At 75.8% G+C, this 25,048-nt stretch carries 27 protein-coding genes; 6 read left to right on the forward strand and 21 right to left on the reverse strand.

Annotated features, from left to right (window positions below):
• Nucleotides 1-192: 192 nt before the first annotated feature.
• The gene (locus ACI79R_RS03985) at nucleotides 193-267 is read right to left on the reverse strand and encodes a 50S ribosomal protein bL37 (protein WP_014377707.1); all 75 of its coding nucleotides are present in this window, start codon (nucleotides 265-267) and stop codon (nucleotides 193-195) included.
• Between the two features lie 200 nt (nucleotides 268-467).
• Here ACI79R_RS03985 and ACI79R_RS03990 point away from each other — a divergent pair, with 200 nt between their 5' ends.
• Both ACI79R_RS03990 and ACI79R_RS03995 read left to right on the forward strand, forming a co-directional pair.
• Nucleotides 468-1,514: a biotin carboxylase N-terminal domain-containing protein gene (locus tag ACI79R_RS03990; RefSeq protein WP_456572280.1), complete on the forward strand. Its 1,047-nt coding sequence runs from the start codon at nucleotides 468-470 to the stop codon at nucleotides 1,512-1,514.
• Nucleotides 1,515-1,580: 66 nt separating this feature from the next.
• On the forward strand, nucleotides 1,581-1,802 hold the full coding sequence (locus ACI79R_RS03995; RefSeq protein WP_456572281.1) for a biotin/lipoyl-binding carrier protein: 222 nt from the start codon (nucleotides 1,581-1,583) through the stop codon (nucleotides 1,800-1,802).
• 18 nt (nucleotides 1,803-1,820) lie between these two features.
• On the opposite strand, the gene ACI79R_RS04000 is transcribed toward ACI79R_RS03995, so the two are convergent.
• Entirely contained in the window at nucleotides 1,821-2,333 is a 513-nt protein-coding gene (locus tag ACI79R_RS04000; protein ID WP_456572282.1) for a GNAT family N-acetyltransferase, read from the reverse strand.
• 44 nt (nucleotides 2,334-2,377) lie between these two features.
• On the opposite strand from ACI79R_RS04000, the gene ACI79R_RS04005 reads away from it, so the two are divergent.
• Nucleotides 2,378-3,862 (forward strand): sensor histidine kinase, encoded by a 1,485-nt coding sequence (locus ACI79R_RS04005; protein ID WP_456572283.1) that lies wholly within the window; start codon nucleotides 2,378-2,380, stop codon nucleotides 3,860-3,862.
• A gap of 88 nt (nucleotides 3,863-3,950) precedes the next feature.
• Here ACI79R_RS04005 and ACI79R_RS04010 read toward each other — a convergent pair whose 3' ends face one another.
• Nucleotides 3,951-4,202 (reverse strand): WhiB family transcriptional regulator, encoded by a 252-nt coding sequence (locus tag ACI79R_RS04010; RefSeq protein WP_456572284.1) that lies wholly within the window; start codon nucleotides 4,200-4,202, stop codon nucleotides 3,951-3,953.
• 326 nt (nucleotides 4,203-4,528) lie between these two features.
• Nucleotides 4,529-5,551, reverse strand: a complete 1,023-nt coding sequence (locus tag ACI79R_RS04015) for a diacylglycerol/lipid kinase family protein (protein WP_456572285.1) — start codon at nucleotides 5,549-5,551, stop codon at nucleotides 4,529-4,531.
• Nucleotides 5,552-5,633: 82 nt separating this feature from the next.
• Here ACI79R_RS04015 and ACI79R_RS04020 point away from each other — a divergent pair, with 82 nt between their 5' ends.
• Nucleotides 5,634-6,128: a hypothetical protein gene (locus tag ACI79R_RS04020; protein ID WP_456572286.1), complete on the forward strand. Its 495-nt coding sequence runs from the start codon at nucleotides 5,634-5,636 to the stop codon at nucleotides 6,126-6,128.
• A gap of 1 nt (nucleotide 6,129) precedes the next feature.
• On the opposite strand, the gene ACI79R_RS04025 is transcribed toward ACI79R_RS04020, so the two are convergent.
• The 6 genes from ACI79R_RS04025 to sodN form a co-directional block, all read right to left on the reverse strand.
• Nucleotides 6,130-6,912: an HAD-IIA family hydrolase gene (locus ACI79R_RS04025; RefSeq protein ID WP_456572287.1), complete on the reverse strand. Its 783-nt coding sequence runs from the start codon at nucleotides 6,910-6,912 to the stop codon at nucleotides 6,130-6,132.
• Nucleotides 6,909-7,394 (reverse strand): N-acetyltransferase family protein, encoded by a 486-nt coding sequence (locus ACI79R_RS04030; RefSeq protein ID WP_456572288.1) that lies wholly within the window; start codon nucleotides 7,392-7,394, stop codon nucleotides 6,909-6,911. The genes ACI79R_RS04025 and ACI79R_RS04030 overlap by 4 nt, the downstream gene beginning before the upstream one ends.
• A complete protein-coding gene (gene pssA / locus ACI79R_RS04035; protein ID WP_456572289.1) occupies nucleotides 7,391-8,215 on the reverse strand; it encodes a CDP-diacylglycerol--serine O-phosphatidyltransferase in 825 nt (274 codons plus the stop codon). Before pssA ends, ACI79R_RS04030 begins: the two co-directional genes overlap by 4 nt.
• A gap of 11 nt (nucleotides 8,216-8,226) precedes the next feature.
• Nucleotides 8,227-8,892, reverse strand: coding sequence for a phosphatidylserine decarboxylase (locus ACI79R_RS04040; protein WP_456572290.1), 666 nt, complete (start codon nucleotides 8,890-8,892; stop codon nucleotides 8,227-8,229).
• Nucleotides 8,893-8,961: 69 nt separating this feature from the next.
• Nucleotides 8,962-9,375, reverse strand: a complete 414-nt coding sequence (locus ACI79R_RS04045; RefSeq protein WP_456572291.1) for a VOC family protein — start codon at nucleotides 9,373-9,375, stop codon at nucleotides 8,962-8,964.
• A 129-nt stretch (nucleotides 9,376-9,504) separates the two neighbouring features.
• Nucleotides 9,505-9,909, reverse strand: coding sequence for a superoxide dismutase, Ni (sodN, locus tag ACI79R_RS04050; RefSeq protein WP_456572292.1), 405 nt, complete (start codon nucleotides 9,907-9,909; stop codon nucleotides 9,505-9,507).
• A 50-nt stretch (nucleotides 9,910-9,959) separates the two neighbouring features.
• On the opposite strand from sodN, the gene ACI79R_RS04055 reads away from it, so the two are divergent.
• Nucleotides 9,960-10,352, forward strand: coding sequence for a S26 family signal peptidase (locus ACI79R_RS04055; protein ID WP_456572293.1), 393 nt, complete (start codon nucleotides 9,960-9,962; stop codon nucleotides 10,350-10,352).
• On the opposite strand, the gene ACI79R_RS04060 is transcribed toward ACI79R_RS04055, so the two are convergent.
• On the reverse strand, nucleotides 10,349-10,954 hold the full coding sequence (locus ACI79R_RS04060) for a dTDP-4-dehydrorhamnose 3,5-epimerase family protein (RefSeq protein WP_456572294.1): 606 nt from the start codon (nucleotides 10,952-10,954) through the stop codon (nucleotides 10,349-10,351). The two genes, ACI79R_RS04055 and ACI79R_RS04060, sit on opposite strands and share 4 nt — an antisense overlap.
• Before the next feature lie 52 nt (nucleotides 10,955-11,006).
• On the opposite strand from ACI79R_RS04060, the gene ACI79R_RS04065 reads away from it, so the two are divergent.
• Nucleotides 11,007-12,215 carry an NAD(P)-dependent malic enzyme gene (locus ACI79R_RS04065; protein ID WP_456572295.1) on the forward strand — a complete coding sequence of 403 codons (1,209 nt, stop codon included), beginning with the start codon at nucleotides 11,007-11,009 and terminating at the stop codon, nucleotides 12,213-12,215.
• Here ACI79R_RS04065 and ACI79R_RS04070 read toward each other — a convergent pair.
• From ACI79R_RS04070 to ACI79R_RS04115, 10 genes are all read right to left on the reverse strand, one after another.
• Nucleotides 12,205-13,653, reverse strand: a complete 1,449-nt coding sequence (locus ACI79R_RS04070) for a pyridoxal phosphate-dependent decarboxylase family protein (RefSeq protein ID WP_456572296.1) — start codon at nucleotides 13,651-13,653, stop codon at nucleotides 12,205-12,207. The two genes, ACI79R_RS04065 and ACI79R_RS04070, sit on opposite strands and share 11 nt — an antisense overlap.
• A complete protein-coding gene (locus ACI79R_RS04075) occupies nucleotides 13,650-14,996 on the reverse strand; it encodes an MFS transporter (RefSeq protein ID WP_456572297.1) in 1,347 nt (448 codons plus the stop codon). The genes ACI79R_RS04070 and ACI79R_RS04075 overlap by 4 nt, the downstream gene beginning before the upstream one ends.
• A 22-nt stretch (nucleotides 14,997-15,018) precedes the next feature.
• Nucleotides 15,019-16,077, reverse strand: a complete 1,059-nt coding sequence (locus ACI79R_RS04080) for an acyltransferase family protein (RefSeq protein ID WP_456572298.1) — start codon at nucleotides 16,075-16,077, stop codon at nucleotides 15,019-15,021.
• Nucleotides 16,074-16,916 carry an alpha/beta hydrolase gene (locus ACI79R_RS04085; protein ID WP_456572558.1) on the reverse strand — a complete coding sequence of 281 codons (843 nt, stop codon included), beginning with the start codon at nucleotides 16,914-16,916 and terminating at the stop codon, nucleotides 16,074-16,076. Before ACI79R_RS04085 ends, ACI79R_RS04080 begins: the two co-directional genes overlap by 4 nt.
• 80 nt (nucleotides 16,917-16,996) lie before the next feature.
• On the reverse strand, nucleotides 16,997-17,674 hold the full coding sequence (locus tag ACI79R_RS04090) for a response regulator (RefSeq protein WP_456572299.1): 678 nt from the start codon (nucleotides 17,672-17,674) through the stop codon (nucleotides 16,997-16,999).
• A complete protein-coding gene (locus ACI79R_RS04095; protein WP_456572300.1) occupies nucleotides 17,671-18,933 on the reverse strand; it encodes a sensor histidine kinase in 1,263 nt (420 codons plus the stop codon). The genes ACI79R_RS04090 and ACI79R_RS04095 overlap by 4 nt, the downstream gene beginning before the upstream one ends.
• A 25-nt stretch (nucleotides 18,934-18,958) precedes the next feature.
• Nucleotides 18,959-19,672: a metal-dependent hydrolase gene (locus ACI79R_RS04100; protein ID WP_456572301.1), complete on the reverse strand. Its 714-nt coding sequence runs from the start codon at nucleotides 19,670-19,672 to the stop codon at nucleotides 18,959-18,961.
• A gap of 51 nt (nucleotides 19,673-19,723) precedes the next feature.
• Entirely contained in the window at nucleotides 19,724-20,959 is a 1,236-nt protein-coding gene (locus tag ACI79R_RS04105; RefSeq protein WP_456572302.1) for a multidrug effflux MFS transporter, read from the reverse strand.
• Nucleotides 20,956-21,138: a DUF6104 family protein gene (locus ACI79R_RS04110; protein ID WP_456572303.1), complete on the reverse strand. Its 183-nt coding sequence runs from the start codon at nucleotides 21,136-21,138 to the stop codon at nucleotides 20,956-20,958. Before ACI79R_RS04110 ends, ACI79R_RS04105 begins: the two co-directional genes overlap by 4 nt.
• Before the next feature lie 12 nt (nucleotides 21,139-21,150).
• On the reverse strand, nucleotides 21,151-24,984 hold the full coding sequence (locus tag ACI79R_RS04115; RefSeq protein ID WP_456572304.1) for a multifunctional oxoglutarate decarboxylase/oxoglutarate dehydrogenase thiamine pyrophosphate-binding subunit/dihydrolipoyllysine-residue succinyltransferase subunit: 3,834 nt from the start codon (nucleotides 24,982-24,984) through the stop codon (nucleotides 21,151-21,153).
• Between the last annotated feature and the right edge of the window lie 64 nt (nucleotides 24,985-25,048).

A 25,048-nucleotide genomic window follows, 5' to 3' on the forward strand; every position in this document is an offset into this window, starting at 1 on the left:
CCCCCGCCCGCCCCGCGCCGCCGCCCCCCCCCCCCGGCCGCGCGGCGGCCACCCCCACCCCCCCCCCCCCCCCCCCCCCCCCCCCCCCCCCGCCCCCCCCCCCGCCCCCCCCCCCCGCCCCACCCCTGTGCCGAGTGGCCCCCTGCGGGGTCCCGCCGCGAGCCTGCGAGCGGTGGGGCAGGGGGTCCGTGCTCAGGCGTTGGGCCGCTTGCCGTGGTTGGCCTTGTTCCCCTTGCGGGAGCGGCGCTTGCGTCCACGCTTGGACATCGCTGCCCTCCTTCCTCACTGGTGCCGCGCGGAGTCCGGTCGGACCCCTCGTGCTCTGCGGGTCCGAGCCCGGGTGCCGGGCGTGCACATGCCCGGCGGACCCGCCAAGCTGACCGGACGAGTTTCTCACGTCCCGCTGCCCGGCCGGCGCGGGACGGGGGCGTGCACAGGCGCCGACGGACACGGGGAGGACCGACAGCGTGGCCCAGCTGGGGATCGAGAGCGTGCTCGTGGCGGGACGGGGGCCCGCGGCCTGCGCGGTCATCGCCGCCTGCTCCCGGCTGGAGGTGAAGGCGATCGCGGTCCACTCCGAGGCCGACCGCTCCGCCCGCCACGTCCGCCTCGCCGACGACGCCGTCCTCCTGGGCCCGGCCCCGGCGGCGGAGTCCTACCTCGCCGTGGACCGCATCGTGGAGGCCGCCCGCCGCAGCGGCGCGACCGCCGTCCTGCCGGTGCCGCCGGCGCTGGCCGGCAACGCGCGCCTCGCCGGCGCCGTCGTGGCCGCCGGGCTGACCTGGGTGGGTCCGGACGCCGCGGTGCTCGAACGGCTCGGCGGGGACGGCGTGGAGCCGGCCAGCGAGCGCGGCCTGCTGGCCTGGGTGACCGACGACGGGCTGCGCTGCACCACGCCGCTCGCCCGCGACCGGGCGGCGGGCATCGCGCGGGTCTCCTGGACGCCCGGGGACGGCGCACCGCTGCCCCCGGCCGCCCGCCGGCTGGTCGACGTCGGCTGGCGCGGCCTGGTCACCGTCGGCGTCGACCCGGACGGCGAACTGGCCGAGGTGGCCGCCGGCTTCTCCCTCGACATGGCGGTGCTCGAGCGCGCGCACGGCGTCGACGCCGTGGAGCTGGCCCTGCGCAGCGCCGCGGGCACCGGCGCCCGGGTGCCCGAGCCCGGCGGCGATCCGCGCGACGCGGTCGCCGTCCAGCTGCGCGCCACGCTGCCGCCGGGGCAGGCCGGCCGGGTCACCGGCCGGCTGCCCGGCTCCGGCCGCCGGCGGCGGGCCCGCGACCGCCACGTCGAGGTCGTCGCGGTCTCCGGATACGACCCCGGGGACCGCCTGGACGGCTGGTACGACGCCCTGCTGGCCACGGTCAGCGCCGCCGGCCCGGACACCGCCGCGGCCGCCCGGGCGGTCAGCGAGGCGCTGTCCGGGCTGCCGGAGACCGGGGTGCCGCACGACGGCTCCGAGGTGTGCGCGGTCCTGGAGCGGCTGGCCGAGGGGCACCTCGCACCGGCCGGCTGACCGGGCAGCTGGCCGGGCACTGCGGGCACGGGTGGTTGGATGGCCTCAGTCGGTCGAGGAGGGGTCGTGGCGGTCGAGGAGATCCACGCCGAGATGGTGTCGAGCGTGTGGAAGGTCCTGGTGTCCCCGGGAGCGCAGGTGGCCGCCGGAGACACGCTGGTGATCCTCGAGTCCATGAAGATGGAGATCCCGGTGCTCACCGAGCGCGCGGGCACCGTGCGCGAGCTGCACGTGGTGGAGGGCGAGGTGCTCCAGGAGGGCGACCTCATCGCCACCGTCGAGGGCTGAGCGTCCCTCCCGCGGGCCCTACACGTCCCGGGCGTACACCAGCAGGTCCACGCCCGGCATCGGTGACCAATCCCGCTCCGGCAGGCGGGTGAAGCCCAGCCGCCGGTAGAGCCGGTGCGCGGCGAGCATCCGCGGATCGGTGGAGAGCACCATGCGCCGCTTGCCGGCGGCGCGCGCCCGGGCCAGGCACTCCTGCACCAGCCGCTCCCCGATGCCCGCGCCCCGCGCGGCCGGGTCGACGACCAGCATCCGGAACGCCGCCTCCGCCGGGTCGGTGGTCACCTCGCCGAAGTCGCCGTCGAGCACGAGCGCGACGCTGCCCACCACCCGGCCGGCCAGACGCGCCACGAGCAGCCGGGCCCGCGCCGCCCGGCCCTCGACGTCGGCCAGCTCCCGCAGGTACGCGGGGGAGGCCAGGTCCTCGTCCCGGTAGACGGCGACGGTGAGCTCGCGGATGCGCTCGTGGTCGGCGGGGCCGGCCTCCGAGACCGAGACGAGCGGCGAGGACCCGACGGGCTGGGCTCCGACCACGCCCCGAAGGGTAGGCGGGGCGGGGCCATAGGCTCGGCCGCACGATGAGCAGCCTCTCCGACCGACTCACCCGCGGGGCGGCGTCCGCCCCCTCCCAGGTCGACCACGCCCGCCGGCTGGTGGCCGACTGGCAGCTGCTGGCCGACCTCTCCTTCGCCGACCTCACGCTCTGGGTGCCGTTGAGGACCGGCGCGTGGTGGTGCGTGGCCCAGGTCCGGCCCCTCACCGCGCCCACCAGCCAGCCCGACGACCTGGTCGGCAGCGAGGTCGAGGGGCCGGCCGCCGAGCCTTTCGTGCTCGCCCACCGGGAGGGCCGGCCGGTGACCGAGGGCGAGCCGGACTGGTCGGGGGCCGCGCCGCGCCGGCGGGAGGTCATCCCGGTGCGGCACGACGGCGTCGTCGTCGCCGTCCTGGCGCGCGACACCAACCTGGCGGTCACCCGCTCGCCGTCCACCCTCGAGCTGACCTACCTCGACATCGCCGCCGACCTCTGCCTCATGGTGTCGGCCGGCACCTTCCCGCCGGAGAAGCTGCTCGACGCCGAGCTCGGCCCGCGGGTGGGTGACGGGCTGGTGCGGCTGGACGCCGCCGGCCGGGCGGTCTACGCCAGCCCCAACGCGCTGTCGGCCTACCGCCGCATCGGGGTGACCGGCGACGTCGTCGGGGCCGACCTGGCCCGGCTGTGCCGCTCGGTGGCCGTCGACCGGGTGGCCGGCGAGGCGGTGGCCGCGGGGATCGCCTCCGCGGTCGGGGGCCGCTTCCCCGACCCCATGGACCTGGAGGGCGTCAGCGCCACGATGCTGGTCCGCGCGCTGCCGCTGCAGGCGCCCGGCGGCGAGGAGGGCGCGCTGGTGCTGGTCCGCGACGTCACCGACGTCCGCCGGCGGGACCGGGCGCTGCTCACCAAGGACGCCACCATCCGCGAGATCCACCACCGGGTGAAGAACAACCTGCAGACGGTGGCCGCGCTGCTGCGCCTGCAGGCCCGGCGGATGAGCGAGCCGGCGGCCCGGGCGGCGCTCGAGGAGTCGGTGCGCCGGGTCTCCTCGATCGCGGTGGTCCACGAGACGCTGGCCGGCAGCCGGGAGGACGTCGTCGACGTCGACGACGTCCTGGACCAGGTGCTGCCGATGCTCGGCGACCTCGCCTCGATCGGCCCGGTCGCCCGCACCCGCCGGGTCGGCCAGTTCGGCGAGCTGCCCGCGGCCGCCGCGACGCCGCTGGTGCTCGCGGTGACCGAGCTGCTGCACAACGCCGCCGAGCACGCCTTCCCCGAGGGGGAGACCGGCAGCATCGAGCTGCAGGCGGAGCGGGACGGCGACGACCTCGTCGTCCGCGTGCGGGACGACGGCCAGGGGCTGCCCGAGGACTTCGACCCGGCCGCCAGCGACGGGCTGGGCCTGCAGATCGTGCGGACGCTGGTGACCACCGAGCTCGGCGGCGGCCTGTCCATGGGCCGCCCGGCCGGTGGCGGCCGAGGCACCGAGGTGGTGCTCGACCTGCCGGGCGCCGGGCGCCCCCGGCGCTGAATGCACCGAGGCCGGTCCGGGAGCTCCCGGACCGGCCTCGGAGGGTCGGTGCAGACGCCCGGCGGAGCCGGGCGCGGTGTGCGGCAGGTCAGGCGGTGCGGACCCGGGTGCGGGCCTGGCGGCGCTTGAGGGCGCGGCGCTCGTCCTCGGACAGCCCGCCCCAGACGCCGGAGTCCTGACCCGAGCGCAGGGCCCAGTCGAGGCAGGACTGCACGACCGGGCAGCGCCGGCACACCGCCTTCGCCTGCTCGATCTGCACGAGGGCCGGGCCGGTCGTCCCGATGGGGAAGAACAGCTCGGGGTCCTCGTCCCGGCAGAGGGCGCGGTGGCGCCAGTCCATGGCGGTGTACTCCTCGAAGTCGTCTACGGTGTCGTGCAGGCCGCTGGTCGGACCGGTTGCGCTGACGACACCGGTGACCCAGCGCCGCTCCCAGCGACCGCCTGCGCTTGTTACTGGCAGGTTGCGTTCCTGACGCGATGTTTTCACCTCAGAAGCGCCTGTCAAGCGCAACGGGGGCCTGGTGAGACCCCTCGTGAGCAACCTCACCACGGGCGTGATAGGGGCGCCACTCGGGCGGACGGAACGCTGCGGGTTCCGTTGACAACATGCGCGCGCCGTGTCCTCGGCGCAGCCGTGACCTGGGGCACCGCGCCGCGGTGCCGGGGTCAGGCGAGGACGCGCAGCGCCGCCGGCACGGAGGTCAGCCGGAGCGCGGTGGCGGTGCCCAGGTGGTCGCCGTCCAGCTGCCAGCCCTGCGGGCGGGAGGCGCGCAGCACCAGGCCCGGCAGGTCGTGCCACCGGTGCACCCCGCGACCGCGGGCGTCGGGCTCGCGGGCCATCACCTGGCGCAGCGTGTGCAGCATCCGCAGCGGGCCCATGCGGCCCATGGCGAAGACGTCGAGCCCGGTGTCGAAGGACGCCTCGGGGCTCGGGTTGATCGGCCGGGCGCCCAGGTAGGTCCACGGGCTGACGTTGGACACCAGGGTGAGGAACAGCCCGTCCAGCGGCTCCTCGCCGGGCACCTCGAGCGTCATGGCCGGCCGGCGGCGCTCGCGGCCGAGCAGGAACGCCGACGTCGCCTCGCGCACGTAGAGCGCGCCGGTGGACCGCCGGCCGCGGGCGCGCTGGGCCTCGACCCGCGCGATGACGTCGGCGTCGAAGCCCAGGCCCGCGGCGAAGACGAACCAGCGCGGCTCGGTCCACTCCGGGTGCGCGGCGGCGTCCTCCGCGGCCACCTGCGGCGCGTCGGCGGGATCGGCGCCCTCCGCGGGGGCGGTGCTGGTGCCGGCCGCCGCGGCGGTGCCCAGCGACACCCGGCGGCTGCGGCCGGCGCGCAGCGAGTCGAGGATCTCCGCGGTGGCCTCCACCGGGTCGCGGGAGATGCCCAGGGCGCGGGAGAACACGTTGGTCGAGCCGCCGGGCACCACGGCGAGGGTCGGCACGCGGCCGCCCGGGCCGTCGTGCAGCAGCCCGTTGACCACCTCGTTGACCGTGCCGTCGCCGCCGAGGGCGACGACGACGTCCACCTCGTCGCGGCAGGCCTGCCGGCCGAGGTCGCGGGCGTGCCCGCGGTGCGTCGTCTCCGCCAGGTCGACCTTGAGCTCACTGCCGAGGGCGTTCACCAGCACGTCGCGGACCTTGGCGCTGGTGGACGTCGCCGCAGGGTTGGCCACCACCAGCGCACGCATGACGCCAGGCTAACCAGCAGCGACGTCCCCGGCCGGTGCGGACGCGGCAGGCGTGTGACCGCTGACGCGTAGCCTCGCTCCTGTGACGGACGAGAGCGCAGCGCAGCCTCGCCGGGGCCGGAGCCGGGGTCAGGGCCGCGCCGAGCGCCTGCTCGGCGCCGCGGCCGAGCCGGCCGCACCCCGCCCGGCCCGCGAGGCCTCGGAGACCCCCGTCGCGCTGCGCCGCGCGGCGCTCGTGGTGGCGGTGGAGGCCGCGCTGCTGGTCGGCGGCGCCCTCGTGCTGCTGTGGCTGACCCTCACCGGGAACCCCGACAGCGTCGGCCGTGCCGTCGCCGAGGTGGTCTACGTCGGTCTCTTCGGCGTCCTGCTGGCCGCCGCGGCCGTCGGCCTCTGGCGGGTCTCGCCGTGGGCGCGGGGGCCGGTCGTCGTGCTGCAGCTGCTGCTCGGCCTGCTCGGCTACACGACGGCGTTCGAGGCCGAGCGCCCGCTGCTCGGCATCCCGGTGCTGGCCCTGGTCGCGGTGGAGCTGTACCTGCTGGCCACGCCGGAGGCGCGGCTGGCCTACTACGACCGCTGAGTCACACCAGGTCGACGACGTCGGCGATCGAGTTGAGCACCCGGCCGGGCCGGAACGGGAAGCGGGCGACGTCGGCGGCGCGGGTGGAGCCGGTCAGCACCAGGATCGTGTCGAGGCCGGCCTCGATGCCGGCGACGACGTCGGTGTCCATCCGGTCGCCGATCATCACCGTGGCCTCCGAGTGCGCCTCGATCCGGTTCATGGCGCTGCGGAACATCATCGGGTTGGGCTTGCCGACGAAGTAGGGCTGCGCGCCGGTCGCCTTGGTGATCATCGCGGCCACCGCGCCGGTGGCCGGCAGCGGCCCCTCGGCCGAGGGGCCGGTGGCGTCGGGGTTGGTCGCGATGAACCGCGCACCGCGCTCGACCAGCCGGATCGCCCGCGTGATCGCCTCGAACGAGTAGGTCCGCGTCTCCCCGAGGACGACGTAGTCCGGGTCGATGTCGGTGAGCGTGTAGCCGGCCTCGTAGAGCGCCGTCGTGAGCCCCGCCTCGCCGATCACGTAGGCCGAGCCGCCGGGCAGCTGGGTGGACAGGAAGTCCGCCGTCGCCAGCGCCGAGGTCCAGATCGCCTCCTCGGGCACCTGCAGGCCCGAGCGGGCCAGCCGGGCGGCGAGGTCGCGCGGCGTGAAGATCGAGTTGTTGGTGAGCACCAGGAACCGGCGGCGGCGCTCCACCAGTCGGGCGAGGAAGTCCGCCGCGCCGGGCAGCGCGTGGCCCTCGTGCACCAGGACGCCGTCCATGTCGGTGAGCCAGCACTCGGCCGGGCCGCGCTCGATGGTCATGCCGTGACCCGGGGAGCGGCGAACGCGGTCAGCGCGTCGTCGGTGAGCCGGAAGACCGTCCACTCGTCCATCGGCACCGCCCCGGCGGCCCGGTAGAAGTCGATCGACGGGGTGTTCCAGTCCAGCACCGACCACTCCAGCCGCGAGTAGCCCCGCTCCACGCAGACGGCGGCCAGCGTGCGCAGCAGCTCCCGGCCCAGGCCCGTGCCGCGGTGCGCCGGCTGCACGTAGAGGTCCTCGAGGTAGATCCCGTGCGTGCCGCGCCAGGTCGAGAAGTTGAGGAACCACAGCGCCAGGCCGACCACCTGCTCGTCGCGGACGGCGACGTGCCCGAACAGGGCGGGGGAGTCGCCGAACAGGGCGGTGGCCAGCTGCTCCTCGGTCAGCCGCACCTCGTGCTCGGCCTTCTCGTAGGCGGCCAGTTCCCGGACCAGCCCGACCAGGGCCGGGACGTCGTCGGGGCGGACGGGTCGGACGCTCACGTGAGCAGCTCCTTGAGGCGGGTGGGCAGCAGCCGGGTCAGCGGCGCGAGGGCGGGGACGAGGACCGGTGCCAGCAGGTAGCCGTAGGCCAGCACGCAGCCGGTCAGCACCGGCACGGTGGCGAAGCCGACGGCGATGGCGATCGCCGCGAGGACCAGCCCGTACGGGCGGCCGCTCTTGGGGCTGACCAGCGACCGGAACGAGCGGAACCGGATGGTGCTGACCATGAGCAGCGCCGGGACGGCGACGATCAGCAGCACCCACAGCCGGTCGCGGCCCTGCATCTGGTCGCCGAAGGCGAACACCGAGGCGAGGACGACGCCGGCCGCGCCGGGGCTGGGCATGCCGGTGAAGTACCGCTTGTCGGCGGTGGGGTCGATCGTGGTGTTGAAGCGGGCCAGCCGGATGGCGGCGCAGGCCACCCACAGGCAGCACGCGATCCAGCCCAGCGGGTCCAGCCCGTCGCGCCCCTCGGAGAACAGCGTGAACGCCAGCAGCGCCGGGGCCAGGCCGAAGGAGACGAGGTCGGCCAGCGAGTCGAACTGCAGGCCGAAGGGCGTGACCGCCCCGACCAGCCGGGCGACGGCGCCGTCGGTGATGTCGAAGACCACCGACAGGCCGACCAGGACGGCGGCGAGGGTGTGGTCCCCGCGGATGGAGACCAGGATCGCGGCGAAGCCGCACATCATGTTGGCCAGCGTGAAGAGGCTGGGCAGGGTGGCCAGCGCGCGCCGGCGGGTACTGCGGACCGAGCCGCGGACGAACTCCACGGTGGCGGTGCGCCGGGTCTGCGGCCGCTGTCCGGACGCCGAACTGGGCATGGCTGGCCTCCTCAGCCGGCGGCGGGCCAGCGCGCGATCACGGTCTCGCCGCCCCTCACCCGCTGCCCTGTGCGCACGGTGATCTCGCACTCCGGCGGTACGAACACGTCCATCCGGGAGCCGAACTTCATCAGGCCCATCCGCTGCCCGGTGGCCAGCCGGTCGCCGGGGCCGGTGCGGGTGACGATGCGGCGGGCCAGCACGCCGACGATCTGCCGGAACACCACGGTGCGCTCGCCGTCGACCAGCCGGATCTCGCTGCGCTCGTTCCGGTGCGCGGACTCCTTGCGGTAGGCGGCCAGGAAGCTGCCCTTGCGGTAGGAGCTCTCCACGACCTCGCCGGAGTAGGGGGAGCGGTTGACGTGCACGTCGACCACCGAGAGGAAGACGCTGACCTGCTGCCAGTCGCCGTCGGGGGCCACGCCCTCCTGCGGCTCCCCGGCCACCATGACCATGCCGTCGGCGGGGGAGAGCACGTCGTCGCGGTCGGGGGGCACGGTGTCGCAGCGCCGGTCGGGGTCGCGGAAGAACAGCGCCATGTAGGCCGACAGGCCGAGGAACGGCCAGGCCGCCCGCCGGGCCCAGCGGCGGCCGCTCAGGCGGCCGGCGGTCGTCAGGACGGCGGCAGGGGCCAGCGGGCCGGTGATGAAGGGCCAACCGGCGGGGTCGATGCGCATGGTGGCCCCACGCTACCGGGGCGCGCCGGGCCGGCGGGCGCGTCGCGGGACGCGACCGCCGGCCGGGGCTCAGGAGGCGGGTGCGGTGGCGTTGACCAGCCAGCGGATCCCGAACCGGTCGGTGACCTGCCCGAACAGGTCGCCCCACATCTGCTTCTCGAAGGGCACGTCGACCGTGCCGCCCTCGGCCAGACCCTGGAACCAGCGGGTGAGCGTGTCGACGTCGTCGCCGGACAACGAGCAGGAGACCTTGTCGGGGCCGCCGGCGGCGGGGTCGTGGCCGTCGGAGGCCATGAGCTCCAGCCCGGCGTCGGTGCGCAGCGAGGCGTGCATGACGCCGTCCTCGGGGTACTCGCCGCCCCCGCCGCCGACGTCGCCGAAGGTCATCACGTCCAGCCGGCCGCCGAGGACCGACCGGTAGAACTCCATCGCCGCGCGCGCGTCGCCGGCGAAGTGCAGGTACGGGTTGAGCTGGATGGCCATGGGGGTCGGCTCCTCGGGAGGCGGGGTCGTCGAGGAGGCAGACCGGCCGGCGGCCGGGAACTCATCGCCCGGCCCGGGAACGCCACCGGCCGGCCAGCACGAGGCTGACCGGCCGGGGGACGGGAGGGATCAGGCCGCGGCCTTGGTCTCCCAGAAGATCTTGTCGATCTCGGCGATGTAGTCGAGCAGCTTCTGGCCCTCGGCGGGGTCCATGCTGCCCTTGCCACCGGCCGCACCGGCCTGCTTGGTGGCCTTGTTGAACAGCTCGTTCAGGTGCGGGTACTTCTCGAAGTGCGGGGGCTTGAAGTAGTCGGTCCAGAGCACCCACAGGTGGTGCTTGACCAGGTCGGCCCGGTGCTCCTTGATGAGCACGGCGCGCATCTTGAAGACCTCGTCGTCGCTGGCCTGGTACTTCTCCTGGATGGCCTTGACGGACTCCGCCTCGATGCGGGCCTGGGCCGGGTCGTACACGCCGCAGGGGAGGTCGCAGTGAGCGGTGGCCTCCACGGCGGAGAACATGCGGGTGAGACGCATGGACGTGCCTCCGGATGTCGTGGGGTGGGTCGTCTGCGACCCTACTCGCGGTGATCGAGAGGGACACGTCCGAGCAGCCCGGGGCGGGGGTCCCGCCGCTGCCCACGCCCTGGGTGCTGGCCCGGGTGAGCGGCCCGTCGATGACGCCGACCGTCCGGCACGGTGACCGGCTGCTGGTCCGCCGGGCCGGCGGGCGCCGGCCGGTGCGCCCGGGCGACGTCGTCCTCGCCCGGTTCCCGGCCCGGCCGGAGCTGCTGGTGGTCAAGCGCGTGGTGCGCGCCGTGCCCGGCGGGCACTGGGTGCAGGGCGACAACCCGCTGGTGGCCGACGACAGCCGCGCCTTCGGCCCCGCGGTGGTGGTCGGCCGGGTCGTCGGCCGGCTCCGGCCGCGGCCGGGCCGGCTGGGCCCCCCGCCGCCGGACCCCGGCGAGCTCGCGCCCTAGCGGCCGCCCCGCTGCCGCGCGTAGTGCGCGGTGCACTCCTCCATCGTGGGCAGGATGCCCTGCTCGCGGGCCTGCTCGAGGGTCGGCGCGGCCTGGTCCTTGGCGGAGAGCTCGAACGCGACGTCGGCCGGCCACGGCAGGTCCAGCGCCGGGTCCAGCGGGTGGACGCCGAACTCGCGGGCCGGGTCGTAGCCGCTGGAGACCAGGTAGGTGACCGACGAGCCGTCGGCCAGCGAGAGGAAGGCGTGCCCGAGGCCCTCGGAGAGGTAGACCGCGCGCGGCTGTTCGCTGTCGAGCACCACCGCGTCGTGCACCCCGAACGTCGGGGAGCCCACGCGCACGTCGACGACGACGTCGAGGACGCGGCCGGCCGGGCAGTAGACGTACTTGGCCTGGCCGGGCGGCACGAGGGCGAAGTGGACGCCGCGCAGCACGCCCCGGGCCGAGACGCTGTGGTTGGCCTGGGCCAGCGGCAGGGCGGCGCCGGTCACCGACGCGAGCACGTCGGCGCGGTACCACTCGGTGAACCGTCCGCGGGCGTCACCGTGCGCCACCAGGTCGACGACGTAGGCGTCCCGCACGCCGAGCTGCTCGATCTCCACCCGGGAACCGTAGCGAGAGCCGCCCGGCACGCCCGATTAGGCTGCCGTGTCCATGGGCACGGACCACGACACCGAGCACGGCCCCCAGCCTGGGAGCACCCCCGACCGCTTCGCCGACGACCCGGCCTTCGCGGTGCACGAGGGCGGCAAGCTCGTCGTACGTCCCACCCGCTCGATCGACTCGATCGCCGACCTCGCCCTCACCTACACCCCGGGCGTGGCCCGGGTGTCCAGCGCCATCGCCGCCGAGCCCGCCCTCGCCCGCCGGTTCACCTGGGCGCCGCGCACGGTCGCGGTGGTCTCCGACGGCACCGCCGTCCTCGGGCTGGGCGACATCGGCCCGGCGGCGGCGCTGCCGGTCATGGAGGGCAAGGCCTGCCTGTTCAGCGAGTTCGCCGGGCTGTCGGCGGTGCCGATCGTGCTCGACACCACCGACCCCGACGCGATCGTCGAGACGGTCGTCGCGCTGGCGCCGTCCTTCGGCGGGATCAACCTCGAGGACATCAGCGCCCCGCGCTGCTTCGACATCGAGGCCCGGCTGCGCGAGCGGCTGCCGATCCCGGTGATGCACGACGACCAGCACGGGACGGCGATCGTCGTCCTGGCCGCGCTGCGCAACGCGGCCCGGGTGGTGGGCCGGGAGATCGGCGACCTGCGGGTGGTCGTCTCCGGCGCCGGCGCCGCCGGCGTGGCCTGCACCAAGATCCTGCTCGAGGCGGGCGTCGGCGACATCGCCGTGGCCGACTCCCAGGGCGTGCTGCACGCCGGCCGCGAGGCGCTGACCGAGACCAAGCAGTGGCTGGTGGAGAACACCAACGAGTCCGGGTTCGCCGGGTCGATGGTCTCGGCGCTGCGCGGCGCCGACGTCTACCTCGGCGTCTCCGGCGGATCGGTGCCGGAGGCGGCGATCGCCTCGATGGCGCCGAACGGGATCGTGTTCTCGCTGGCCAACCCCATCCCCGAGGTCGACCCGGAGATGGCCGCGCGGCACGCCGCCGTCGTGGCCACCGGCCGCAGCGACCTGCCGAACCAGATCAACAACGTGCTGGCGTTCCCCGGGGTCTTCCGGGGGGCCATCGACGCCGGCGCGACCGCGATCACCGAGGAGATGAAGCTGGCCGCGGCCGGCGCCATCGCCGGCGTGGTCGGCGACGACCTGCGGCCGGACTACGTGGTGCCCAGCCCGCTGGACCGCCGGGTGGCCACCGCGGTCGCCGAGGCGGTCGCCGCGTGCGCCCGCGACCAGCACGTCACCGTGTGACCTCCCGGGTCGGCCGGTAGACCAGGTCGAGGACGCCGGCCAGCAGGCGCTCGGCGACCGGGCGGGGCAGCGCGGCCACCAGGGCGTGCACCGGCGCCATCCGCTCGGGCAGCCGGCCGCCGCCGACGCCGGCCACCTCGAGCAGCGCGTCGACCTCGGCCACGGTGAGCGCGGCCGGGTCGATCGCCGCCGCGGCGGCCACGAGCCCCGGGTCGGCGACGGGGGCCGGCAGGTCGCGGGCGGTCCGCGCGGCGTCGGCGAGGTCGGCCAGCAGCGCGTCGACCCGGCCGGCGGTCGCGCCGGTGACGGTCAGGTGCAGGGTCGCCGGCAGGTCGCCGCCGGGCTGGGTGAAGGGCGGCTGGGGCTGCAGCAGCCACCCGCGGGCGGTCATCTCGTCGGCGAGGTTCAGCACGTCGACGCCGTCCGGGCCGTCCTGGGCGACGGCGACCAGCGTGGCGACCGGCGTCCCGACCACCCGGAGCCCGTCGATGCCGGCGACGCCCTCGGCCAGCGCCACGGTCGCCGCCCGCGTGGCGCGGGCGAGGTCGCGGTACCCGTCGCGGCCCAGCCAGCGGTGCACCGCCCACGCCGCGGCCATCGGCCCGGCCGGGCGGGTGCCGGCCAGGGTCGGGTTGACCACGGGGTAGCCGGGCCAGCCGGCGGTGGCGAACCAGTGGGCCTGGCGCAGCTCCGGGTCGGCGGTGAGCAGCACGGAGACGCCCTTGGGCGCGTAGCCGTACTTGTGCAGGTCGACCGACAGGGAGGTCACGCCCGGCACGGAGAGGTCGAAGGGCTCGGGGACGTCCTCGAGGAAGGGCAGCACCCAGCCGCCGATGCACGCGTCGACGTGGCAGGGGACGCCGGCCGCGGCGGCGAGCGCGGCCACCTCGCCCACCGGGTCGAGCACGCCGTGCGGGTACGACGGCGCGCTGACCACGACCAGTGCGGTCCGCTCGTCGAGCGCGTCGCGCACCGCGGCCGGCACCGCGCGGCAGGTTCCCGGGTCCACCGGCACGTCGACGACGTCGAGGTCGAACAGGTGCGCGGCCTTGCGGAACGCCGCGTGCGCGGTGACCGGCAGCAGCAGCCGCGGCGTGCCCGTGCCGCCGCGGGCGCGCCACCGCTGGCGGGCGGCCAGCACGGCGAGCAGGCAGCTCTCCGTGCCGCCGGTGGTCACCGTGCCCACGGTCGCCGGGCCTCCGCCGAGGAGGTCGGCCGCGGCGCCGACCAGGTCGTCCTCGATGCGGGCGACGCTGGGGAAGGCGGTCGGGTCCAGCGCGTTGGTCCACTGGTAGGCCGCCTGCGCGGCGGCGGCGAGGTCGTCGAGGCCGGCCCGGCCGGAGTCGTAGACGTAGGCCATCGTGGCGCCGCCGTGGGTCGGCACGTCGCCGGACCGCAGCGCGGTGAGCTCGGCCAGGACGTCCTGCGGGGTGGTCACGCGGCGGTCTCCTCGGAGGTGGTCGGGACGGCGGGGTCGAGCCGGTAGCGGGCCAGCACCGGCAGGCTGGCCAGCACCAGCAGCGCGGGGACGACGGTGAAGCCGATCCGGACGGCGAGCACCGCTCCCGGCGACTGCGCGACGTCCTCGCCGCTGGTGGAGGAGACGTACCCGGCGAGCGCGAGCAGCCCGCCGAGCAGCCCCGGCCCGATCGCCAGGCCGAGGGTCTCGGCGGCCGTCCAGACGCCGGTGAAGACGCCGGCCCGGCGCTGCCCGGACGCGGCCTCGTCGGCGGCGATGACGTCGGGGAGCATCGCCAGGGGGAACATCTGCATGCCGGCGTAGCCGATGCCGACGAGGACGACCAGCGGCAGCGCGGCGGCGGTCTGGCCCTCCTGGACGACGAGCAGCAGGCCCGCGGCGCCGGCGAACAGCGCCGAGGAGAGCAACAGGCCGCTGCGCTTGCCCATCCGGCGGGCCACGCGCAGCCACAGCGGCATGACGAGGATCGCGGGCGCGACCAGCGCGACGAACAGCAGCGTGTTCGCCGACTCGTCGCCCAGCACGTGCGCGGCGTAGTACGGGACGCCGGCCAGCATCACGCCGATGCCGAGCGCCTGGACGACGAACCCGGTGAGCAGCACCCGGAACGGCCGGGAGCGCCAGGCCAGCACGAGCGTCGGGCCGAGGCGGCCCTCGCTGCGCACGCGGGTGAGCGTCGGCGCCGAGCGGGTGCCGGCGACCGCGCCGAGCATGCCGCCGGCCAGCAGCAGCGCCACGAACACCGCCATGGCCAGGTGCCCCGCGCGCCCGCCGCCGGCCAGGTCGACCACCGCGGGCGCGCCGGCGCCGGCGAGCAGGATGCCGAGCGTCAGCGCGGCCACCCGCCACGACATCAGCGTCGAGCGCTCGCCGGGGTCGTCGGTGATCTCGGCCGGCTGCGCGACGTAGGGCACCTGGAAGCAGCCGTAGGCGGTGGCGGCCAGCAGGAAGGTGACCGCCACCCAGGCCGCGGCGAGCGCGGGCGGCTGGGAGGGCCCGGCGAACACCAGGACGAACAGCGGCGGCAGCGCCAGCCCGCCGGCCAGCATCCACGGCCGGCGGGGGCCCAGCCGGCTCTCGGTGCGGTCCGACCGGCTGCCGATCCAGGGGTTGAGCAGCACGTCCCACGCCTTGGGCGCGAACACCACCAGCCCGGCGATGCCCGCGGCCACGCCGAGCACGTCGGTCAAGTAGTAGAGGAGCAGCAGCCCGGGCACGGTGCCGAAGGCCGCCGTCCCGATCGAGCCGACGGCGTAGCCGAGGTGGGTGCCCCGGGTGAGGCGCGGTGCGACGGCGGTCACGACGGGGGACCGTAGCGGCTGGTCACGGCACCGTGCGCACGCGGCGGCCGCCCGACCGCACCACCGCCGTCAGGGCGAGCGCCAGGACGGCGATCCACCCGGCCCGGGCGAGCAGCCAGGCGGCGCCGTCGGGGAGGTCGTGCAGCCCGGGCAGCGGCGCCAGCGGCAGCGTGCCGAGCCAGAGCAGCACGAGGACCGGCTGGTGCAGGAGGAAGACCGGCAGCGCCGCCCGTCCCAGGCCGGCCAGGCCGCGGGCCAGCCGGCCGCGGGCCCGGCGCAGCCGCGGTAGCAGCAGGCCGGCGGCGCCGGCCTGGGCCAGCGCGAGCGCGATCGTGGCCGCCGAGGGCGGATCCAGGTTCGAGGCCGCGGCGCCCGGCACGCCCACCGCGGTCGGCGGCAGCCCTCCGGCGACCACGAGCAGGACCACCGCGGCGGCGCCGCCGGCCAGCAGGGCTCCCGCGGTGCCCCGGCTCGGTCGGCCGCGCGCCATCGCCACGCCCAGCTGCCACGGCACCCACCAGGCGGCCAGCGCCGTCCACGCGGTGACCGCGACCGCCGGCAGCGGGGTGGCGCCGAGCAGCGGACCGGTCAGCGCCAGTCCCAGCGGCAGCGCGACCGCCGCCGTCCCGAGGCGGGCGTCGAGCCGCACGGCCAGCGGCGTGGCCAGCGACAGCACCAGGTGCACGGCGAGGAACCACAGCGGCCGCAGCGACAGGACGACGACCGTCCGCACCACGCCCTGCGAGGCCCCCGCGACGGCCAGCGCGGTGGCCAGGGCCGCCACCGCGCCGGCCAGCGCGGCGACCGGCGCCGCGATCCGGCGCAGCAGCCGGCGAGGCGGCACGGGGCGGCGCGCGGCCGCCCAGCCGGCCACGAGGAAGAACAGCGCGAGGGTCTGCAGCAGCCAGCTGGCGGGGGCGAGGGCCGGCATCGCCGCCAGCGGGCTGCCGGTGACCACCCGGCCGTCGGACGGACGCGGTGCCCCCGGCGCGGTGACCAGCCAGTGCCCGAGGACGACGCCGGCCAGCGCCAGCCCGCGCAGCGCGTCGACGCCGAGGTCGCGGCCGGCGCCGGGGCTCACGACGCCGTCTCCCCGGGCGCGCGGCCGGTGGCGACGGCGGCGATCCCCGCCAGCGACCCCGTTCCCGGCGCGAAGTAGCCGTCGTGGCCGCGGACGCCGTCGACCGGCAGCGGCCGGGCCCCGAACCCCGGGTCCGCGGGGTCGGCGCCGTGGCCGAGGTCGCCGATCGCCAGGGGCGGCACCCGGCCGATCCAGTCGTCGTCGGCCCGGCCGGCCCAGATCCGCGCGGTGCCGCCGAGCTCGGCCGCGGAGCCGGCGCGGGCGCCGGGGCTGGCCAGCAGCACCAGGTCGTCGGCGGCCAGGTCGCGGGCGGCCAGCGCGGCGACCACCGCGCCGTAGCTGTGCCCCACGACGGTGAGGTGCGCACCCGGCCGCAGCGTCGAACGCAGGTCGTCGACGAACCGGGACAGCGCCGCGGCACCGGCCCGGGCCAGCCGGCCGGTCGCCGCGTCCACCCCCGGCCCGTCCGGCGTCACGTAGCCGACCCACACGACGACGGCGAGGTCGGTCCCGCCGGCGCCGGCGAGGGCCCGGGCCCACCCGAGCGGCCGGCGCTGCGGCCGCTGCGCGTCGTGCAGCCGCGCGAGGTCGACGTCCGACCCCGGCACGAGCACCGCCACGTGCGCGGCGGAGGGCAGGTCGCCGACGGCGACGACGGCCAGCCCCCGCCCGGCAGGGTCGCAGCCCAGCACGTCGACCGGGCCGAGCCGGCCCTCGAGCTCCGCCGCGCAGGCGGGGTCCAGCCGCACCGGCGGCGGCACGGCCGCCTCCGCCGGCGCGACCGTCGCGCAGCCCGCGCACACCGCGCTGACCAGCAGGAACCGGAGGAGCGGGCGCATCGTCACGCTGCCCGACGCTAGGCAGATCGGCGCTCCGGATCGTCACTCCCCGGAACCCACCTGCGGTGCTACCCGGGTACTCAGGATCCGGGCGACACCAGCCCCGACTCGTACGCCAGTACCACCGCCTGGGCCCGGTCGCGCAGCCCCAGCTTGGTGAGGACCCGGCTGACGTGCGTCTTCACCGTCTGCTCGGCCAGCACCAGGTCGGCGGCGATCTCGGCGTTGGACCAGCCGCGGGCCACCAGCGCGAGCACCTCGGACTCGCGCTGGGTCAGCGCGTCCAGCACCTCCGGCCGGGCGGGCGCCGCCGCGGGGCGGGCGGCGACGAAGTCGGCGATCAGCCGGCGGGTCACCGCCGGGGCCAGCAGCGCGTCACCGGCGGCCACCACCCGGACGGCGTGCAGCAGGTCCGCGGCCGGGGCGTGCTTGAGCAGGAAGCCGCTGGCCCCGGCGCGCAGGGCGTCGTAGACGTAGTCGTCGAGGTCGAAGGTGGTGAGCACCAGCACCCGCGGGTGCGGCGGCTGCCCGCCGAGCAGCGAGCGGGTCGCGGCCAGCCCGTCGAGGACCGGCATCCGCACGTCCATGAGGACGACGTCCGGTGCCCGGCCGGCCGCCACCAGCTCGGCGTGCAGGCGCAGCGCCGCGGCGCCGTCGCCGGCGGTGCCCACGACCTCGACGTCCGGCTGCGCGCCGAGCAGCGCGGCGAAGCCCTCCCGCACCATCTCCTGGTCGTCGACCAGCACCACCCGGATCACGAGGTCACCCGCGCCGCGGGGATCTCGGCGAGCACGGCGAACCCGCCGTCGGGAGCCGGCCCGGCGGTGAGCCGCCCGCCGTGCAGCTCGGCGCGCTCGCGCATGCCGGCCAGCCCCGTGCCGGCGCCCGTGCGGCCCGGGCCGGTGCCCGGCCCGTTGACCACCTCGACGCGCAGCAGCCCGCCGTCCTGCTCCACCGTCACGCGCACCGGTGCCCCCGGCGCGTGCTGGACGGCGTTGGACAGCGCCTGCTGGACGATCCGGTAGACGGTGAGGTCGAGCGTGCCGGGCAGCCCGGACACCGCGACGCGGGCGTCGACGGCGGTGCCGGTGGCCCGCACCCCGGCGAACAGTTCCTCGAGGTCGGCGGTGCCCGGCTGCGGCGCGCGGTCGGCGGACTGGTCCTCGGCGCGCAGCACGCCCAGCAGTTCCTGCAGCTCGGACAGCGCCGCGCGGGCGGTGCCGGCCACCTCCGCGAGCTCCGCGCCGGCCCGCTCGTCGAGGGGCGCCAGCCGGTAGGGGGCGGTCTCGCAGCGCACCGCGATCATCGACAGGTGGTGGGCGACGACGTCGTGCATCTCGCGGGCGATCCGCGCGCGCTCGGCCAGCGCGCCGCGGGCGGCCTGCGCCTCCGCCGTCCGCTCCTGCTCGGCCGCCAGCCGGCGCTGGGCGTCCGACCGGGCACCCAGGCTGGCGCCCACGACCAGCGGTGCGAGGACGCCGACGAACCCGATCGGCAGCGTGAGCCGCAGGTCCACCGGCCAGGGGGTGGTCGCGCCGAGGACCACCACGAGCGCCAGCGAGACCGCGCCCACCCCGACCGCCACCCGGCGTGCCGACGCCCAGGCCGCGGCCAGCAGCACCGGGCACCAGAGCAGCCACTGCCACTCCTCGAGGACCGGGGCCGGCGCCGGGGGAGGGGGCAGCACGTAGCCGGTGAGCGCCAGGCCCAGGAGGCTCAGCCGCCAGCCGTCCAGCGGCCGGCGCACGGCCAGCAGGGTGCCCAGGAGCAGCGGTGCGGCGACGAGCAGGAACAGCCCGCTGGACAGCCGGCGGCTCTCACCGGCACCCGAGCCGACCAGCCACACGACGTAGACGTAGAGCGCGGCCAGGAGCAGCAGCGCGCGGTCCCACCGCCGCCGCCGGGGCCGCCACGGCGTGCGCGCGGGGTCGACCGCCCCCCACAGCGCGGCGCCGGCCGCAGCCGGCAGCGCGCGCAGCGGCGCGGCGAGCCGCGCTGCGGGCGCTCCGACCGTCACGGCGGCAAGGTAGCCGGTCGGGGGGTCAGCCCGAGCTCAGGACGTCCCGGATCAGCGGGTCGATGGTCTCGCGCACGGCGGTGTTCTCGTAGAGGAACCACAGCGTCGCGAGGCCGAAGGCGGGCGCGAGGACCGCCTTCTCCAGCACGGTGCCGGTGCGCATCGGGGTGAGCGCCAGCCGGCAGCGCTTGAGGATCCAGACCAGGGGCACCGGCACGCCCTGCCTGGTGATCAGGTCACCGGCGATGTGGGTGAGCACGCCGGCGGCCACCGCGTAGGGCATCCACGTCGGCGGTGGGGTGTGGTCGAGCAGGAACCACGCCCCCGCCCACGACAGCGCCAGGTTGCCGACGACGGTGTTCTCCGCCCGCCCCGGGATCACGAAGTGCAGCGCCCGCAGCGCCAGGCCGATCGCCAGGGCCATGAGCAGCAGGCTCGACCAGAACGCGTTGGCCGCGGCCAGGGCCAGCGCCCCGAACGCCAGCGGGGCGAGCACGGCGTCGTGGGTGCCCCAGCGGTGGCCCTGAGCCAGCCGGCCGATCGCGCCGGAGGGCACGTCGGTGATCGGGCCCCACATGTCCGACACGGTGGAGCCGGAGTGGTCCAGGTCGGGCAGCATCGCGAAGCCGCCGACCGCGGCGACCCAGGCGACCTGGGCCACCGTGCCGTCGACCGGGGCCCAGGGCAGCGTCGCGGCGCCCACCGCCAGGCCGGACAGCGCGTGTGAGTGACCGAGCACGTGCGCAGGGTGCCGCCGTCCGGGCCGGAGGCGGGGGAGGCGCTCCGGGGATCAGGCGGAGGTGGTGGCGGCCGGCTCGGCCAGCGGAACGTCGCCGGCGTCCGGCTGCCGGGGCACCGACCCCGCGGCGACCGCCCCCAGTGCCGCCGAGCCGAGCACGACCAGTGCCATGGGCAGCAGCGTGCCGGCGGCGCCCAGGCCGGTCAGCGGCGCGATCACGCCGGCCACGGCGAACTGCCCCACCCCCACCAGAGCCGAGGCGGTGCCGGCCATGCGGGCGGCGCCGGCCATGGCCAGCGCGGTGGCGTTGGGGAGCACCACCCCGGTGGCGGCCACGACGACGAACAGGGCGGGGAGGACGACGGGCAGCCCGGCTCCGGCCAGCGCCGCGACGACCAGGGCGACCGCACCGGCGACCTGCACGAACAGCCCGGCACGCAGCAGCCGCCGGGCGCCGACGCGGCCGACCAGCACGCGGGAGACCTGGCCGGCCAGCACGATGCCGATGCCGTTGACCCCGAACACCAGGCTGAACTGCTGGGCGGTGAGCCCGAAGCCGTCCTGCAGCACGAACGAGGAGGTGGAGATGTAGGTGAACAGGGCGGCGAAGGCCAGCCCCTGCGCGAGGACGGCGGCCAGGAACGCGCGCCGGGCCAGCAGCGCCCGCCCGTTGCGCAGGGTCGTCCGGAGACCCCCGGACACCCGCCGCTCCGGCGGCAGCGTCTCCGGCAGCCGCCACGCCGAGGCGACCAGGAGCAGCAGCCCGATGCCGGCGAGCACGACGAACAGCCCGCGCCAGTCGGTCACCCGCAGCAGCTGGCCCCCGACCAGCGGCGCGAGCACCGGAGCGGCACCGCCGATCGAGGCCAGGACGGCGAACATGCGGGCGGACTCGGTGCCGGAGTAGCGGTCGCGCACGATGGCGCGGGCCAGCACGATGCCCGCCGCGCCGCCGAGGCCCTGCAGCAGCCGGATGGCCACGAGCACCCCGACGGTGGGGGAGAGGGCGCACAGCAGCGAGGCCAGCGCCCACGCGCCGACGCCGAGCAGCAGCGGCACCCGGCGGCCGAACCGGTCCGACAGCGGCCCGGCCACCAGCTGCCCGGCGGCCAGGCCGACGGCGACGCTGGAGAGGGTCAGCTGGACCGAGCTCTGCCCTGCGACGAGGTCCTCGCCCACCGACGGCAGCGCCGGCAGGTAGAGGTCCATCGACAGCGGCCCGAACGCCGACAGCGCCCCGAGGAGGACGAGCAACCCGCGATGACGTCGTCCTCCGGACGACGTCATTCCTCCTCGTCGTCGGTGCCGCCGCGGGCCAGCCAGGTGGCCAGCCGCTCGATCGGCACCTCGAAGTCGGGGTTCAGGTCGACGAAGGCCTGGAGCTGGCCGGCCAGCCAGGCGAGGGAGACCTGCTCCTCGCCCCGCCGGTCGGCCAGCTCCTCGAGGCCCCGATCAGTGAAGTACACCGGTGCGCGACCTCAGTCGGCGAAGGCCTGCGCGACCAGCTGCTTCTGCTCGACCTCGTGCACCTTGGCCGAGCCGACGGCCGGGCTGGCCGAGGCGTGGCGGGACACCCGGCGCAGCCGGCGGCCGGCCGGCAGGTGCTCGGGCAGGTTGACCGCCATGAACTGCCAGGCGCCCATGTTGGCCGGCTCCTCCTGCACCCAGACCACGTCCGAGGCGTCGGGGTAGCGCTCCAGCTGGGCCGCGATCTGCTCGGCGGGCAGCGGGTAGAGCTGCTCGACCCGCACCACCGCGGTGTCGGCCCGGCCCTCGGCCTCGCGGGCGGCCATCAGGTCGTAGGCGACCTTGCCGCTGCACAGCAGCACCCGCCGCACCGCGCCGTCGTCCAGCGGGTCGCCGCCGACGCCGGTGTCGGGCAGCACCGGCCGGAAGGACTCCTCGGTGAAGTCCGCGACCGAGCTGACCGCGGCCTTGGCCCGCAGCAGCGACTTCGGCGTGAACACGACCAGCGGCCGGTGCACGTCGGAGAGCGCCTGCCGGCGGAGCAGGTGGAAGTAGTTCGCCGGCGTGGAGCAGTTGGCGACGGTCATGTTGTTCTCGGCCGACAGCTGCAGGAACCGCTCGATGCGACCGCTGGAGTGGTCCGGGCCCTGGCCCTCGAGGCCGTGCGGCAGCAGCAGCACGACGCCCGAGCGCTGGCCCCACTTGGCCTCGCCGGAGCTGATGAACTCGTCGATGACCATCTGCGCGCCGTTGATGAAGTCGCCGAACTGCGCCTCCCACAGCACCAGGGCCTTGGGGTTGGCGACCGAGTAGCCGTACTCGAAGCCGAGCGCGGCGTACTCCGACAGCAGGGAGTCGTAGACGAAGAACTTCGCCTGGTCCTCGGAGAGGTGGGCCAGTGGCGTGTACTCCGCGGCGGTCGTGCGGTCGATGAGCACCGAGTGGCGCTGCACGAACGTGCCGCGGCGCGAGTCCTGGCCGGCCAGCCGCACCGGGACGCCCTGCAGCAGCAGCGACCCGAAGGCCAGCAGCTCGCCCATGGCCCAGTCGATGCCGCCCTCGCTGGCCATCGCCGCGCGCCGCTCGAGCATCCGCTGGAGCTTGGGGTGCACGGTGAAGTCCTGCGGCAGCGACACGTGCGCGTCGCCGACGGCCTTGAGCACCTCGCGCGAGATCGCCGTCGGGACCTGCGACTCCTGCGGGGTGCGCGGGTCCATGACCGGCTGCGGCTTGGAGGCGTCCTTGGCGTCGTGGGTCTCGGCGAAGGCCCGCTCCAGCTGGTCGCGGTAGTCCTTGAGCGCCTCCTCGGCCTCGGCCAGGGTGATGTCCCCGCGGCCGATCAGCGCCTCGGTGTAGAGCTTCCGGACCGAGCGCTTGCGGTCGATGATGTCGTACATCAGCGGCTGGGTCATCGACGGGTCGTCGCCCTCGTTGTGCCCGCGGCGGCGGTAGCACACGAGGTCGATGACGACGTCCTTCTTGAACTCCTGCCGGTAGTCGACCGCCAGCCGGGCCACCCGCACGCACGCCTCGGGGTCGTCGCCGTTCACGTGGAAGACCGGCGCGCCGATCATCCGCGCGACGTCGGTCGAGTAGAGGCTCGACCGCGAGGACGCCGGGCTGGTGGTGAAGCCGACCTGGTTGTTGACGACGACGTGCACGGTGCCGCCGGTGCGGTAGCCGCGCAGCTGCGAGAGGTTCAGCGTCTCCTGCACCACGCCCTGGCCGGCGAAGGCCGCGTCACCGTGCAGGAGCACCGGGAGGACGGTGAAGCCGCCCTCGCCCTTGTCGATCATGTCCTGCTTGGCGCGGGCGATGCCCTCCAGGACGGGGTTGACCGTCTCCAGGTGCGAGGGGTTGCTCGCCAGGGAGACCGCGATCTCCTTGTCCGGCTGGAACGGGTTGGCGAACCGGCCGGTGGCGCCCAGGTGGTACTTCACGTCGCCGGAGCCCTGGACGGTGCCCGGGTCGATGTTGCCCTCGAACTCCCCGAAGATCTTCGAGTAGCTCTTGCCGAGCACGTTGGCCAGCACGTTGAGCCGGCCGCGGTGCGGCATGCCGATCGCGACCTCGTCGAGGCCGTGGTCGGTGCCGGCGAGCAGCACCTCGTCGAGGACCGGGATCAGCGACTCGCCGCCCTCGAGGCTGAACCGCTTCTGGCCGACGTACTTGGTCTGCAGGAAGGTCTCGAACGCCTCGGCGGCGTTCAGCCGGCCCAGGACGTGCTTCTGCTTGTCACGGTCGGGCTGCTCGTGCTTGACCTCGACCCGGCGCTGGATCCACTCGCGCTCCTCGGGGTCGGTGATGTGCATGTACTCCACGCCGACGGTGCGGCAGTAGGAGTTGCGCAGCACGCCGAGGATGTCGCGCAGCGCCATCATCCGCTCGCCGGCGAAGCCGCCGACGGGGAACTGGCGGTCGAGGTCCCACAGGGTCAGGCCGTGCTGGAGGATGTCGAGGTCGGGGTGGGTCCGGACCTTGAACTCCAGCGGGTCGGTGTCGGCCATGAGGTGGCCGTTGCGCCGGTAGGACTCGATGACCTCGATGACCCGGGCTTCCTTGTCGATCTGCCCCTCGCGGCTGACCCGGACGTCCGGCATCCAGCGCACCGGCTCGTAGGGGATCCGCAGCGAGCGGAAGACCTCGTCGTAGAAGCCGTCCTCACCCAGCAGCAGCGCGTGCAGCCGGCGCAGGAAGTCACCGGACTCCGCACCCTGGATGATCCGGTGGTCGTAGGTGGAGGTCAGCGTGATGATCTTGCTGACCGCCATGTCGGTGAGCGCGTCGGGGCTCATCCCCTGGAACTCGGCCGGGTACTCCATGGCGCCGACGCCGATGATCGCGCCCTGGCCCGCGGTCAGCCGCGGCACCGAGTGGTTGGTGCCGATGGTGCCCGGGTTGGTGAGGCTGATCGTGGTGCCCTGGAAGTCCTCCAGGGTGAGCTTGTTGTTCCGCGCCCGCCGGATGATGTCCTCGTAGGCGCCCCAGAACTGGGCGAAGTCCATCTGCTCGGCGGCCTTGATCGAGGCGACCACCAGCGAGCGGGACCCGTCGGGCTTGGGCAGGTCGATGGCCAGGCCGAAGTTGACGTGCTCGGGCTGCACCAGCACCGGCTTGCCGTCGACCTCGGCGAAGGCGTTGTTCATGTTCGGGAAGTCGTCCAGCGCCCGGACCAGCGCGTAGCCGATCAGGTGCGTGAAGGACACCTTCCCGCCGCGGGAGCGGGTCAGGTGGTTGTTGATGACGATGCGGTTGTCGGCCAGGAGCTTGGCCGGCACCGCGCGCACGCTGGTGGCCGTCGGAACGGTCAGCGAGGCGTTCATGTTCTTGACCACGCTGGCCGCGGCGCCGCGCAGCGGGGACTGCTTCGGCCCGCCCTCGCCGGCGGCGGGCTTGGCCGCCGCGGGCTTCGCGGCCGGCTTCGGCGCCGGGGCGGCCTTCTCCTGCTGGTCGGCGCGGTCGGCGGCGCGGTCGACGACGGTGGCCTCGGTGCGGGCGTCCACGGTGGTGGCCTGCGGCGTGGTGGCCTGCCGCCCGGAGCCGGCCTGCTGCTGCGGCCGCGCGGGCGCGGCGGCGGCGGGCTGCTGCGCGGGGGCGGCCGGGGCCGGCTGCGCCTCCTGCGGCGCCGCGCCGTTGCCCCCGGAGCGCGGCTGCTCGCGGTCGTCGCTGGCGGCGACCGGGCTGCCGGGCCGGTAGTCGGTGAAGAAGTCGTGCCAGGCCCGGTCCACGCTGGAGGGGTCGGCGAGGTACTGCTGGTACATCTCCTCGACCAGCCACTCGTTGGTGCCGAACCCCGCCACCGCGGAGGTCGAGGCAGGGCTGGCGGACGGCCGGGATGAGCTCACGCTTGACACGGGGTCGTGTGCCTTCTTCGTCGTCGGGGGACGTGTCTGGACCAGGGGTTGACTC

This window comes from Blastococcus sp. SYSU D00820 (genome assembly GCF_054050695.1).